The sequence below is a fragment of the Kitasatospora sp. NPDC001540 genome (assembly GCF_042894345.1).
Classification (GTDB): Bacteria; Actinomycetota; Actinomycetes; order Streptomycetales; family Streptomycetaceae; genus Kitasatospora; species Kitasatospora phosalacinea_C.
Genome location: NZ_JBIAVO010000018.1, coordinates 80,646 through 93,182 on the forward strand (window position 1 = coordinate 80,646; position 12,537 = coordinate 93,182).

Consider the following 12,537-nt stretch of genomic DNA (forward strand, 5'->3'; position numbering starts at 1 on the left):
CGCTCGGCGCTGTCCGGATCAGCCCTCCGAGGGCTGCTCCGCAACGGGCTGTTCTGCGACGAACGCGGCCAACCTCCGCACCCCCTCGGCGATCTGATCAGGCGTCAGGTAGGAGCAGGAGAGCCGCAGTTGGTGCTCGCCGCCGCCTCCGGGGTGGAAGCCGTCCATCGGCGTCCACAGCACGCCGTGCTTGCGGGCGCAGGCGTCCAGGGCCTGTGCGTCGGCCCGGAACGGCACCGTGACGACGGCGAAGAAGCCGCCGTCGGGGTGGTTCCAGGAGACGCCGGGGACGCCCCGGAAGGCGGCCTGCAGCCCGGTCAGCAGGGTGTCCATGTTGCGGGCGTAGAAGCGCCGGGCGGGCTCGTTGGCGTCGCGCAGGCGCAGGCCGCCGTCGAGCAGCATGCCGCCGATGACGGCCTGGCTGAGCGCCGAGGTGTTGACGGTGGTCATGCTCTTGAGCTTGGCGAGCTCGTCGGCGAGCAGGCCTTCGCGGCCGTCGGGTGCGGCCACCCGCTGGTCGGCGAGGACGTAGCCGACCCGGGCGCCGGGGAAGCAGGTCTTGGCGAAGGAGCCGAGGTAGACCACGTTGCCGCGGTCCCCGTCCAGGGCCTTCAGGGTGGGGCGGGCGTCCGGGGTGCGGCCGAAGAAGCCGTACGGGTTGTCCTCGATCAGCAGGACGCCGCTCTCCTCGGCGACCTCCAGCAGGCGGCGGCGGGCCGGTTCGTCCATGCTGGCGCCGCTGGGGTTGGCGAAGTCGGGGACGACGTAGCAGGCCCGGGGGCGCTTCCCTGCGGCGCGCAGGGCGTGGACGGCGGCGGCCAGCGCCTCGGGGTCGAGTCCGCCGTCGCGCCCGGCCTCCGGTACGGGGTGGACGGTCAGGTCGAGCAGCCGGGCCGCGCCGGTGACGCCGACGTAGCAGGGCGCGGAGACCAGCAGCACGTCGTCCGGCCTGGCGCACAGCGCGCGCAGCACCAGCAGCATGCCCTCCTGGGCGCCGACGGTGACCACCAGTGCCTCGGGGTCGGCGTGGATGTCCTCGTCGGCGGCCAGCGCGCGGGCGATCAGCGGGGCGATCAGGCCCTTGGTGCGCCCGTACTGGAACACCTCCTGGCGGACCTGACGGTCCGTCAGGTTCCGTTCCTCGCGCAGGTGGCGCAGGTAGGTCTCCAGGTGGCGGGGGATGTCGGCGGGGTCGAAGAACTCCTCGTACGGGCGGCCGGGGGCGAAGGAGATCGCGTCCGGGTAGCGGCCGGTGACCTCGTTGAGGAAGGTCATCGCGTCCAGCAGCGGGTCGGACAGCGAGCCGTGCAGGTCGGCGAGGGGCAGGACGCGGCTCACCGCTGCACCCCGTCCTCGGCGGCCTGCCGGGCGGCCTGGTAGGCGGACACCAGCCGTTCGGCGGCGAAGAGTTGGGCGGCTCGGCCGTCGTCGAGGACGCCGGGCATCGCGAAGAAGCCGTGCGGCATGCCGTCGTAGCGGCGCAGTTCGACGGGGACGCCCGCGGCGCGCAGGGCTTCGGCGTACTCCTCGCCCTCGTCGCGCAGCGGGTCGTACTCGGCGGTGATCACGGTGGCGGGCGGCAGTCCGGCCAGCGAGGGGGCGCGCAGCGGGGAGGCGAGCGGGTTCGCGGCGTCGGCGGGGTCGGCGAGGTAGTGGTCCCAGTACCAGGCCACCGAGTGCCGGTTGAACAGCGCCGGGTCCTCGTCCGTGCCGGGGGGCGGGACGCGGTGGTCGGTGTTGGGGTAGACCAGCAGTTGGTGCAGGATCGCGGGGCCGCCGCGTTCGCGGGCGAGCAGGGTGAGGGCGGCGGCCAGGTTGCCGCCCGCGCTGTCGCCGCCGACCGCGATCCGGGCCGGGTCGAGGCCCAACTCGGTTGCGCGGCGGGCGATCTGGTCGAGGGCGGCCCAGCAGTCGTGGACGGCGGCGGGGAAGCGGTGTTCGGGGGCGTGCCGGTAGCCGACGGCGAGGACGTCGGCGCCGGTGGCGTTGGCCAGGGCGCGGCAGACCGGGTCGCCGGTCTCCAGCGAGCCGAGGGCCCAGCCGCCGCCGTACAGGTAGAGCAGGGCGGGGCCGGGCGGGTCGGTCTCGGTGCGCGGCTTGGGTCGGTAGTGGCGCAGGGTGAGCGGGCCGCCGGGGCCGTCGACGGTGAACTCGCCGACGTGGTGGACTTCTTCGCCGCTGCCGGTGGCGGCCCGCAGGTCGGCGAGGTCGGCGGCGCGGGCCTCGGCGAGGGTGCGGGTGTACAGCGGCGGGGTGCCGGCGGCGGCGCGGCGGGCGCGCATCGCCTCGGCTTGGGGGTGCAGTGGCATCAGTGCGGTCCTCCGGGGGCGGTGGGCCCCGTGTCGGGGGCGACGGCCTCCAGGTAGATCGACTCGTCCTTGCGGAAGGCGGTGTCGAGGGCGGCGACGTCCGGTCGGGCGCCGGTCTGGAACTCCCGTCGGGTGACGGCGAATCCACCGTACCCGGCGCGATCCAGGACGTGTCGCAGCTCGGCCTCGTCGTAGATCCACCGGTGGCCGAAGTGGTAGAAGATCTGGTTCAGCATGAAGGCCCGGCGTTCGGGCATCGGGGGGCCGACCCGCATGGTGCGCAGGCGGCGGCGGTGGCGGCGGAAGAACTGCTCGCGGTCGTCGAGGTAGCCCGCGACGTACGCGGCCAGGTCGGGGGTGGTGAGGCGGAGCAGCCCGCCGGGGCGCAGCACCCGGCGGACCTCGGCGAGCCAGTGCACGGCGGTGGCGAGCGGGACGTGCTCGATCAGGTGCTCGGCGTACACCCAGTCGACGCTGCGGTCGGCGAACGGGAGGGGCTGGGTGATGTCCAGGCTGGTGTACAGGCTGCCGCCGTCGATCCGGTAGACCGGTCCGGGGCGGGTGGCGTCGGTGTCGGTGTGCAGGCCGACCAGGTCGGTGCCGAGGCCCTGGGGGTGGCGGGTGCGGAACGCGGCGAACTCGATTCCGGTGACGCCGAGCTGCTGGAACTCCTGCTGCGTGTGCGGTACTTCGGGGCGGACGAGTTCGATCGTGGCGCACCGGGCGAGGTCGTCGGTGAACGCGTCGGTGCGGGCCGCCAGGCCTTCGGGGTCCTCCCAGTCCCAGTCCGCGAACAGGTCCGCGGGGGCGGGGGGCGACTCGGGAGCGGGCTCGGGGGCGGGCTCCAGGGCGGGCTCGGGGGCGGGGGAAAGTTTCATCTCGGGGGCTTCGGATGCGGTGTGCGTCACGGGATTCTTCCGTCCTCTTCCACTGTCTTTGTCGGTACTCCGTCACGTCCCCTATATATAAGGAGCGCGGGGCGCGGCCGCCGGTGCCGGCCAGGGCGCGAGCGCGCCGCGGTCGAGGTCCGCGAGGGTGGGGCGGCCGGCCAGCACCAGGGTGTCGAGCAGCTCCTCGCGCAGCAGGTCGAGCACCGCCCGGGCGCCGTCCGCGCCGCCGTGCGCCAGGCCCCACAGCACGGGCCGGCCGACCAGCGCGGCGCGGGCGCCGAGGGCGACGGCCCTGGCGAGGTCGGAGCCGTGCCGCAGGCCGCCGTCGACCAGTACGGGGTGGTCGGCCGGGACGGCGTCCACCACCTCGGCCAGCGCGTCCGACGCGGGCGGGGTGCCGTCGAGCTGGCGGCCGCCGTGGTTGGAGACCACCAGGCCGTCCACGCCGTGCTCGACGGCGAGTTTCGCGTCCTCGGCGGTGAGCACGCCCTTGAGCAGCAGCGGCAGCGTGGTGCGGCGGCGCAGCCAGGCCAGGTCGGCCCAGGTGACGGCGGGGTCGAACTGCTGCCGGGAGTGCTCCTCGATGCCGGAGCGGCCCGGCTCGGCGTGCGAGGCGCCGCTGGTGAGCCGGGGCGCCAGGTTGGCGGCGGTCGTGCCGGGCGGCAGCGCGAAGCCGTTGCGCAGGTCGCGCAGGCGGCGGCCGACCTTGGGCGCGTCGACGGTGAGCACCAGGGCCCGGTAGTCGGCCGCCTCGGCCCGGGCGACCAGGTCGGCCAGCGCCTCCCGGTCGCGCAGCCAGTACAGCTGGAGCCAGCGCGTTCCGTCGGGGGCCGCCGCGGCGATCTGCTCCAGGGTGCGGCCCGCGAAGATGCTGACGACCAGCAGCGCCCCGGCCGCGGCGGCGGCCCGGGCGGTGGCGCACTCGGCGTCGGGGTGGGCCAGCCCGTGGTAGGCCATCGGGGCGACGCCGTACGGGGCGGCCATCCGGGCGCCGAACAGCTCGGTGCCGCAGTCGGGAGCCGAGACGTCGACCAGGACGCGCGGGCGCAGCACGTGACGGCGCCAGGCGTCCGCGTTGGCGCGGGCGGTCCACTCGGTTCCGGCCGCGCCCTCGAAGAAGTCCCAGATCGCGGCGGGCAGTCGGGCCCGGGCCAGTGCGCCGTGCTCCGCCAGGGTGAGCGGAACCATCGCGTCCGAACCTCCTGATGATCCGTCAAGTCGGGCGAAAACGAGGGACAGCGTAGGGGGCGACCGGCCACTGGTATAGACCTTGACCCTTGATGCGCTCCCGTGCAAAGGTCGGCACCGACGGGGGATCCACACTGAAGCATCACAACTTCCGACCCTTGCTTCCCACACGAGCGCGTGGAGTTGCGTTGACGCTTACCCCAACCCCGGTGCGCGGCGGCACGGTTGCCGCGGACTGGGTGGACGAGCAGTTACTCGCCGGACCGGACGGCGAACCGTGCCTGCGCTTCGGCGCTCCGGTGGCCAGGGGGACCTTGCGGGCCCTGGTGGCCGAACGGCAGCGGCAGTTGGCCGCCGCCGGGCTCGGCGAACACGGGACGGTGGCGCTGCGGATGCCGCCGTCGCCGGAGTTCGTCGCGGTCCTGCTGGCCGCGTGGCGCTCCGGCGCCCAGGCGGTCCTGCTGGACCACCGGCTGACCGCCGTCGAGGTGGACCGCGCGGTGGAGCGGCTGCACCCCCGGGTGCTGGTCGAACTCGCCGACGGGAGGCCGCAGTTCCACTCGCTTCCGGGAGGTGCCGCGGCCGCCACCGGGCACACCCTGGTGCAGCTCAGTTCGGGGTCGACCGGCCCGTCCAAGGTGATCGCCCGGACGGCCGCCGACCTGCTGCGCGAACTCGACTGCTACGCACGGCTGCCGGAGTTCCCGACCCGCGGCGAGCGCACCGTCCTGCTGTCCTCGACGGTGCACGTGCTCGGACTGGTCGGCGGACTGCTGCACGCCCTGCACGCGGGCGTGGAGCTGGTGGTGCCGCAGCGGATGACCCCCGCGGGCATCCTGGCCACCGTCGCCGGGGGCACCGCCCCGGCCACCGTGATCGGGGTGCCGTTCCACGCCGAACTGCTGGCCGCGGTCGCCGCGCCGCCCGAACTGCCGCAGCTGCGGCGGATGATCGTGGCCGGTGAACTCGTCCGCCCGCAGCTGCCCGCGGCGTTCCGCGAACGCTTCGGGGTGCCGCTGGGCACCATGTACGGGATGACCGAGACCGGCGTGATCGCCACCGACCTGTCCGGGCGCAACCATCCGGCGGTCGAACCCGTCCACGGGATGGAACTGTCGGTGGACAGGGGCGAGTTGCACATCGTCCGGCCGGAGTCCCCGTACCTGGGCCCGACCGACCCGACCCGCTGGTCGGACGGTCTGCTGCACACCCGCGACGCCGCGCTGATCGAGGCCCGTACCGGCCTGGTCACCGTCCTCGGGCGGCGCGACTCCCAGATCTCCATCGGCGGCCTCAAGGTCGACCTCAACGAGGTCGAACAGGCCCTCACCGGGCTCCCCGGTGTGGTCGAGGCCGTGGTGCTGTTCGCCGACGGCGCGATCGAGGCGTACGCCGCGACCGCCGAGGGCGTCACCTCCTCGCCGTCCGAACGGGGCGGCCCCGCCGAGCAGTTGCGCGAGCTGCTCGGCAAGGAACTGGCGGGCTACAAGCTCCCCCGCCGACTGCACCTGATGCCGCGGCTGCCCCGGACCGCCACCGGGAAGCTGCTGCGGGACGCCGCCGCCCTGCGCCGACAGGCCGACGCCGCCCGCTGATCCGCCCCTTTCCCCTTCCCCCGTTCCGGCGCGGTGCGCCGGCCCGGTGGACGGCTCCAGACACCGTCCGCCCGTCCGTCGGTGCGCCCTGCCCGGAACCCCCCTTCCTTCCCCTTCCCCTCCCGATTGCGCTGGAGATCCGTCCATGCAGGAACAGATCCGCTCGTTCGTCCTCACCACCCTGGCCGGGATGAACTACGACGTCTCGCAGGTCACTTCGGAGACCGACCTCGGACCGGCCGGCCTCGACCTGGAGTCGCTGGCCCTGGCCGACCTCGCGGTGCAGGTCGAGGAGGAGTTCGGCATCCGCTTCGAACTGGACGACATGGAGTCCACCGCACTGATGACCATCGACGAGTTCAGCGCCGAGGTCGCCGCCCGGATCGCCAAGTCCTCGGTGGGCACCGCCGGATGAGCGGCGACAGCGACACCGGAACCGGAACCCGCCTCGGCACCGGCACCCGCTTCGGCCGGGCCGAGGCGCTGGGCATGCTCGCCCGCTACGGCGACCGCTCACCCGAGCAGGTCGACGAGCACCTGGGCTCACTGGAACTGACCTGGCTGCTCGCCCAGGCCGAACAGGCCTACGGCGTGCAGCTCGATCTGGACGACGAACGGCTGGACGCCATCCGCACCGTGGACGACGCGGTGGCCGCGATCGGCGCGCAGATCGCCGACGCGGCCCACCCCTCGGGCCGCCCCTCGGCCGGTGCCGACGCGAGGACCGCCGCACCATGACACCGACCGCGCTCCGGAACGGTCCGCCGCGGCGTGCCGTCCTGGTCGGCGGCATCGGCGTGCGCTCGGCGTTCGGCGCGGGGCTCGCGGCGCTCACCGACGGCGTGCTCGCCGGGCGGCCCGCGTTCGCCCCGGTGGAGCGCTTCGGCACCGCCGGGCACCGCGCCGACCGGGCCGCCACCGGGCCGGGTTCGCCCCGGCTGGCCGACCAGCTGGTGGCGGTGCTCGCCGAGGCGGGCGCGCTCTCCGATCCGACCGAACAGCAACTCTCGTACGGTGAAGCGGAGTTCATGCTCGCCCTGCACGGCGACCGGCGGGCCGGGCCGGTCGCCGCGGAGGTCGCCGACCGCACCGGACTGCACCCCCGGGTGTACACCGGCGCGTGCGTCGCGGCGTCCACCGCGGTCGCCGACGCGGCCGCGCTGATCGCCACCGGCCGCCGCGAACGCGTGGTGGTCGCGGCCGGGTACCTGGTCGAGCCGGACACCTTCGCGGTGTTCGACGCCGGACGGGCGCTGGCCCCGGACGGCGCCGTGCGCCCGTTCAGCCTGGGACGGCAGGGCATGCTGCTCGGCGACGCGGCGGTCGCCGTGGTCCTGGAGTCCGCGCCCGCCCTGCAGCGGCGCGGCGGCCGGGCGCTCGCCCGGATCGCCGGGTGGGCCAGGACCGGGGACGCCTTCCACGTCTGCCGCCCGCACCCCGCCGGGACCGGCCTGGCCCGGGCGGTGCACGGCGCGCTGGCCCGCGCGGGCGCCGCACCGGAGGCGATCGGCTACGTCAACGCCAACGGCGCGGGATCCAAGCTCGGCGACCTCGCGGAGGCCGCCGCGCTGCGCACCGTCTTCCCCGCCGGCACCCCGCCGGTCAGCTCCACCAAGTCCGTGCACGGCCATGCCCTGGAAGCCTCCGCGCTGCTCGAACTCGCCGTCACGGTGGGCGCGTTGCGCGCCGGATCGCTGCCCGTCAACGCGGGCTGGCAGACCCCGGACCCGAACTGCCCGCTCGACCTGGTCCTCGACCGCCCCCGCCCGGCCGCCCCCGGCCTGGCCCTCAGCGTCAACGCCGCTTTCGGCGGCGCCAACACCGCGCTCCTGATCGCGTCTGCCTGAGCGGCCGCGCCACGGGCGGATCGCACCTCCGGCCCGCCCGTCCCCCCTGCCCGCCTCCGTCCGGCCGCCCCTGGCCCGGCCCGTCCTCCTGGTGGCTCCCGCATGACCGCCCCGACCTCCGTCCCCGCGCCCGTCCCCGCTCCCGTCGCCACCCCGGCGCCTCTCGCGCCCCCGGTCCCCGAGGTGGGGCCCGTCGCGGTGCCCCGGCTGCTGGCCGGGCCGTTGCGGGTGCTGGCCCGTGCCCGGTGGCCGGAGCGGCCGGGGGACGAACTGCCCGCCATCGCGGGCTTCGTGGAGTCCGCGTTCAGCCCGCTGGTGGCCGAGACCGCCGAACGCTGCCTGCGCGCCCGCTACGGTCCGCCCCCGGCCGCCGGGGCGCCGCGCACCGCGCTGCTGCTGGCCAGCCCGAGCGGCGACACCGGCACCGCGGACGCGCTCGCCCGGGCCACCGCGCACGGGCAGCGGGTCGCTCCGCTGCTGTTCTTCCAGTCCAACCCGAACGCCGTCCTCGGCCACCTCGCCGCCCGCTGGCAACTGGACGGCCCGGTCCTCGCGCTCGGCCCGGGCTTCGACGACGCACGCGAACTGCACGAGCGGGCGGCCCTGTTGATCGAGGACGGCGATGCCGAGCAGGTCCTGGTGGTGACCGCCGTCCAGGGCCCGCCCGACCACGCCACCGCCGTCCTGCTCGCCCCCTGAGCCCCCGACCTCCCCGAGAGTCACCCCCTCGCACACCGCGGCCCGCGAGGGAGCCCCCCCCTTTCCCGCACCACGAGAAGAACGGGACCGATGAGCCTCCCCAGCCTGCGCGCCACGCTGTCCGCCGACAGCTCCGTCGGCGCCGGAAACGTCCTGACCACCCGCGCCGAGCAGGGCCTCGGCCTGGACTCGCCCACCCTGACCTTCGACACCCCGGTCGACGGCCACCCGGCGCACAGCACCCTGACGCTGCGCCAACTCGACCTGGCGGTACGGGCCAGGGCCGCCGCCCTGCACGCCCGCGGGGTGCGCCGCCGCGACCCGGTCGCCGTGCAGGCGTCCGCCGCGGCCGACCAGGTGCTGTCCTTCCTTGCCCTGAGTCGGCTCGGCGCGATCCCGGCCCTGCTCAACCCGGCGCTGGACGCGGACACCTCGGCCCGCTACCTGCGCCGGTTGAACGCGACCGGGCTGCTCGCGGACGCCGCGCACGCCAAGGCCCTGGCCGACCTCGACCACGGCGTGCCGCTGCTCGCCGACACCGCCGAACTCGCCGACGACGACCCGGAGTCGGCGCCCGCCCCGTACCGGCACTGGCCCAGCGACCCGGTCGCCATCACCCACTCCTCGGGCACCACCGGCCTGCCGAAGGCGGTGCTGCACTCGCACGCCAGCCTGTACGCGGCGATCCGCCACCGCCTGCTGCTTCCCCGTCCGCAGGGCATCGACCGGGTGCTGAGCGCGCTGCCCGCCGCGCACGCCGCGACGCTGATCGCGGTCAACCTGGCGCTCAGCTTCGACGCCGAGCTGCACCTGATCTCGCAGCAGACCGGCCCGGCGGTGCTGGAGGCGATCGAGCGCTGGCAGCCGCAGGGCGTGTACGGCTTCGCCACCACCTGGGCCGACCTGGCCCGGCAGGACCTGTCGGCCCGCGACCTGTCCTCGGTGGGCCTGTGGTGGAACACCGGCGACTGCGCGCACGAGGCGCACATCCGCCGCCTGGTCGCCCGGGGTTCGCGGGTGACCGCGACCCGGCAGGGGCGGGTCCGCACCGCCGGATCGGTGTTCATCGACGGCCTCGGCTCCTCCGAGATGGGCCACTCGCACTTCCACATCACCCACACCGTCGACTCCGACCGGTACGGCCGCTGCGTGGGCCGCCCGCACGCCTTCGTCGACTGCGCGGTCCTCGACCCCGACGGCAACGAGCTCGGCCCGGGCGAGGTCGGCGAGTTGGGCACCCGCTCCCCCACCCTGTCGCCCGGCTACTGGAACGACTCGGTCACCACCCACCGCACCCGGGTCCGCGACTACTTCCTCACCGGCGACCTGATGTACCGCGACGAGGACGGCTACTACTACCACGTCGACCGGGCCGTGGACACCGTCGACCTGGGCGACGGCCGCCGCCTGCACACCGCCGCCAGCGAGGAGCGCGTCCTGGCGGCCTGCCCGGACGTGCACGACTGCACCGTGGTCGCCTTCCGCGACGGCGAGCGGACCGTCGCGGACGTGCTGCTGCAGCTCGACCCGGCCGCCGACCAGGACGCCGACCGCACCGCCGAGGTGCTCGCCGCCCTGGAACCGCACGTCGCCGCCGTGGTGCGCACCGTGCTGGCCGTCCCGGACGGGCGGATCCCGCTCGGGCCGACCGGCAAGGTCCGCAAGGTCCTGCTGCGCCAGCGCCACCTGGCCGAGAACGCCGCGGCCGCCTCCGCGGCCGCCGCCGCAGCCGAGGCCCGGTGAGCACGGTCGCCGCGCAGGTCACCGGCATCGGCTGGGTGACACCGCTGGGCCGCGCCGTCCCGGAGGCGTTCCGCGCCCTGGCGGCCGGCCGCTCCGGCCTGGTCGCGCCGCCCGCGGACCACCCGGCGGCCGGCTGGCTGCGGGTGGCGGGCATCGCCCCGCACGTCCCGGCGACCGAGGTGCTGCCGCCGACCGAGACCCGGGTCGCCGACCGCTTCCTGCTGCTGGCGCTGGCCGCCGCCGAGGACGCCCTCGCCGACGCGAAGCTGACGATCCGTCAGGACACCGACCCGGAGCGGGTAGCGGTGGTGCTGGGCACCGGCGGCGGCGGGCTGGAGAGCTACGAGCAGCAGGCCGTCGGGCGGCGCGAGCGCGGCCGGGCCGCGGTCAGCCCGTACCTGCTGCCGGGCATGCTGTCGAACATGGCAACCGCTCGGGTCGCCATCAAGTACGGCATCCGCGGCTACAGTTCGGCCGTGATCACCGCCTGCGCGGCCGGTGCGCAGGCGATCGCCGAGGGGCTGCGGCTGATCCGCGGCGGCGAGGCGGACGTGGTGGTGTGCGGTGGCGCGGAGGCCCCGCTGCATCCGACGATCGCCGCCGCCTTCGACAACTCCCGTGCGCTGGCTGCTGGTTGGGAAGACCCGACGCAGGCGTCCCGGCCGTTCGACGCCCGCCGCAACGGCTTCGTGCTGGGCGAGGGCAGTGCCGTCCTGGTGCTGGAGAGCGCCGAGCACGCGGCCGCCCGCGGCGCCTCCGGGTACGCCGGGCTGGCCGGGTGGGGCGCGGCTACCGACGCCCACCACCCGACGATGCCGCGCCCGGACGGGGCGGGAGCGATCTCCGCGATGCGGGCCGCGCTGCGTTCGGCGGGCCTGGCGCCGTCGGACGTGGACTACGTCAACGCCCACGGCACGGGGACCAAGTTGGGCGACCGGGCGGAGGCGGCGGCGCTGCGCGAGGTGTTCGGCGCGCACGACCCGTGGGTCAGCTCGACCAAGGGCGCGACCGGCCACCTGCTGGGCGCCTCGGGCGCGGTGGAGGCGGCGGTGTCGGCGCTGGCCGTCGCCGAGGGCCTGCTCCCGCCCACCCTGAACCTCGAACAGCCGGACGAGGACTGCGCGTTGCGGCACGTCCGCGGCGCGGCCGAGCACAGCGTCGTGCGCCACGCCCTGTCCAACTCGATCGCGTTCGGCGGCCACAACCTGAGCCTGTTGTTCGGGCCGCCGAGCATCACGGCCAAGCACCTCGGAGGGGACTCATGACCGGGCCGGGCATCGCGTACACCGAACTGTACGTGGAGGACGCGCACAAGTACGCCGCGCAGTTGCGCGACGACTGGGGTTTCGCGCTGTACGAGCCGGTCGCGGCCGCGCCGGGCACCGTGCAGGTGGTGGCGCACCAGGGTGCGATCCGGGTGCTGGTGACGTCGGCGGTGGAGGCCGACCACCAGGTCGCGGCGTGGGTGCGGCGGCACGGTGACGGGGTGGCGGTGGTCGCGCTGCGGCACACCGACCGGGTGGCGGCGGCCGCGGCGGCCGAGCGGGCGCTGAACGCGGGCGGCGGCTGCCTGGACGGGGCGGGCACGGTCTCCGGCTTCGGCGACCTGGCGGTGCGCTTCGCCGGGCCGGAGGACCTGCTGCCCGCGGGTGAACCGCCCGGCGAGGGGGCGCTGTCGGCGCTGGACCACGTGGCGGTGGTGGTGCCGGGCGGGCAGTTGGCCGCCTCGGTGGACTGGGCGGTGCGCGGGCTGGGCTTCCGGGAGGTATTCCGGGAGTACGTGGAGGTCGGCGACCAGGCGATGGACTCCCGGGTGGTGCAGAGCCCGTGCGGGACGGTCACCTTCACCCTGCTGGAGCCGGACACCTCGCGGGCGTCCGGGCAGATCGACGGCTTCCTGGCGGCGCACGGCGGTGCGGGCGTCCAGCACCTGGCGTACGCGACGGACTCGATCACCGCCGCCGTACGGGAGTTGGCGGCGCGCGGGGTGGCGTTCCTGAGCACGCCGGGCGCGTACTACGAGGCGTTGGAGTCGCGGCTGGGTCCGACGGCCATCCCGGTGGCGGAGCTGCGGGAGACCAACGTGCTGGTGGACCGGGACCACGGCGGCGAGCTGTTCCAGATCTTCGCCCGCTCCACCCATCCGCGCCGCACCTTCTTCCTGGAGCTGGTGGAGCGGCGCGGCGCGGGCAGTTTCGGCACCGCGAACATCAAGGCCCTGTACGAGGCGGTGGAGCGCGAGCGCGCCACCGCGGACAGCTGAGCA

At 75.4% G+C, this 12,537-nt stretch carries 12 protein-coding genes; 8 read left to right on the forward strand and 4 right to left on the reverse strand.

Annotated features, from left to right (window positions below; all coding sequences use genetic code 11):
• Nucleotides 1-18: 18 nt before the first annotated feature.
• From ACFY00_RS21625 to ACFY00_RS21640, 4 genes are read right to left on the reverse strand one after another with little or no spacing between them, the layout of a single operon-like run.
• A complete protein-coding gene (locus ACFY00_RS21625) occupies nucleotides 19-1,338 on the reverse strand; it encodes a PLP-dependent aminotransferase family protein (protein WP_388033069.1) in 1,320 nt (439 codons plus the stop codon).
• Nucleotides 1,335-2,309: an alpha/beta hydrolase gene (locus ACFY00_RS21630; RefSeq protein ID WP_388033070.1), complete on the reverse strand. Its 975-nt coding sequence runs from the start codon at nucleotides 2,307-2,309 to the stop codon at nucleotides 1,335-1,337. The genes ACFY00_RS21625 and ACFY00_RS21630 overlap by 4 nt, the downstream gene beginning before the upstream one ends.
• Entirely contained in the window at nucleotides 2,309-3,217 is a 909-nt protein-coding gene (locus tag ACFY00_RS21635; protein WP_388033071.1) for a class I SAM-dependent methyltransferase, read from the reverse strand. The genes ACFY00_RS21630 and ACFY00_RS21635 overlap by 1 nt, the downstream gene beginning before the upstream one ends.
• A 51-nt stretch (nucleotides 3,218-3,268) precedes the next feature.
• Nucleotides 3,269-4,387, reverse strand: a complete 1,119-nt coding sequence (locus ACFY00_RS21640; protein ID WP_388033072.1) for an alpha-hydroxy acid oxidase — start codon at nucleotides 4,385-4,387, stop codon at nucleotides 3,269-3,271.
• Between the two features lie 188 nt (nucleotides 4,388-4,575).
• Here ACFY00_RS21640 and ACFY00_RS21645 point away from each other — a divergent pair, with 188 nt between their 5' ends.
• The 8 genes from ACFY00_RS21645 to ACFY00_RS21680 all read left to right on the forward strand — a co-directional run bounded on the left by ACFY00_RS21645 (nucleotide 4,576) and on the right by ACFY00_RS21680 (nucleotide 12,534).
• A complete protein-coding gene (locus ACFY00_RS21645) occupies nucleotides 4,576-5,982 on the forward strand; it encodes a class I adenylate-forming enzyme family protein (RefSeq protein WP_388033073.1) in 1,407 nt (468 codons plus the stop codon).
• 145 nt (nucleotides 5,983-6,127) lie between these two features.
• Nucleotides 6,128-6,397 (forward strand): acyl carrier protein, encoded by a 270-nt coding sequence (locus ACFY00_RS21650; RefSeq protein ID WP_388033074.1) that lies wholly within the window; start codon nucleotides 6,128-6,130, stop codon nucleotides 6,395-6,397.
• Nucleotides 6,394-6,720: an acyl carrier protein gene (locus tag ACFY00_RS21655; protein WP_388033075.1), complete on the forward strand. Its 327-nt coding sequence runs from the start codon at nucleotides 6,394-6,396 to the stop codon at nucleotides 6,718-6,720. The genes ACFY00_RS21650 and ACFY00_RS21655 overlap by 4 nt, the downstream gene beginning before the upstream one ends.
• Nucleotides 6,717-7,829 carry a beta-ketoacyl-[acyl-carrier-protein] synthase family protein gene (locus ACFY00_RS21660; protein ID WP_388033076.1) on the forward strand — a complete coding sequence of 371 codons (1,113 nt, stop codon included), beginning with the start codon at nucleotides 6,717-6,719 and terminating at the stop codon, nucleotides 7,827-7,829. The genes ACFY00_RS21655 and ACFY00_RS21660 overlap by 4 nt, the downstream gene beginning before the upstream one ends.
• A gap of 102 nt (nucleotides 7,830-7,931) precedes the next feature.
• Nucleotides 7,932-8,528, forward strand: a complete 597-nt coding sequence (locus ACFY00_RS21665) for a hypothetical protein (RefSeq protein WP_388033077.1) — start codon at nucleotides 7,932-7,934, stop codon at nucleotides 8,526-8,528.
• Nucleotides 8,529-8,618: 90 nt separating this feature from the next.
• Nucleotides 8,619-10,271: a class I adenylate-forming enzyme family protein gene (locus ACFY00_RS21670; RefSeq protein WP_388033078.1), complete on the forward strand. Its 1,653-nt coding sequence runs from the start codon at nucleotides 8,619-8,621 to the stop codon at nucleotides 10,269-10,271.
• Nucleotides 10,268-11,536 carry a beta-ketoacyl-[acyl-carrier-protein] synthase family protein gene (locus ACFY00_RS21675; protein ID WP_388033079.1) on the forward strand — a complete coding sequence of 423 codons (1,269 nt, stop codon included), beginning with the start codon at nucleotides 10,268-10,270 and terminating at the stop codon, nucleotides 11,534-11,536. The genes ACFY00_RS21670 and ACFY00_RS21675 overlap by 4 nt, the downstream gene beginning before the upstream one ends.
• Nucleotides 11,533-12,534, forward strand: coding sequence for a VOC family protein (locus tag ACFY00_RS21680; protein ID WP_388033080.1), 1,002 nt, complete (start codon nucleotides 11,533-11,535; stop codon nucleotides 12,532-12,534). Before ACFY00_RS21675 ends, ACFY00_RS21680 begins: the two co-directional genes overlap by 4 nt.
• Nucleotides 12,535-12,537: the final 3 nt, after the last annotated feature.

Coding starts and splice junctions, on each gene's coding strand:
- ACFY00_RS21670 (WP_388033078.1), top strand. CDS start 8,619: ATGAGCCTCCCCAGCCTGCGCGCCACGCTGTCCGCCGACAGCTCCGTC.
- ACFY00_RS21665 (WP_388033077.1), top strand. CDS start 7,932: ATGACCGCCCCGACCTCCGTCCCCGCGCCCGTCCCCGCTCCCGTCGCC.
- ACFY00_RS21655 (WP_388033075.1), top strand. CDS start 6,394: ATGAGCGGCGACAGCGACACCGGAACCGGAACCCGCCTCGGCACCGGC.
- ACFY00_RS21640 (WP_388033072.1), bottom strand. CDS start 4,387: ATGGTTCCGCTCACCCTGGCGGAGCACGGCGCACTGGCCCGGGCCCGA.
- ACFY00_RS21660 (WP_388033076.1), top strand. CDS start 6,717: ATGACACCGACCGCGCTCCGGAACGGTCCGCCGCGGCGTGCCGTCCTG.
- ACFY00_RS21680 (WP_388033080.1), top strand. CDS start 11,533: ATGACCGGGCCGGGCATCGCGTACACCGAACTGTACGTGGAGGACGCG.
- ACFY00_RS21650 (WP_388033074.1), top strand. CDS start 6,128: ATGCAGGAACAGATCCGCTCGTTCGTCCTCACCACCCTGGCCGGGATG.
- ACFY00_RS21630 (WP_388033070.1), bottom strand. CDS start 2,309: ATGCCACTGCACCCCCAAGCCGAGGCGATGCGCGCCCGCCGCGCCGCC.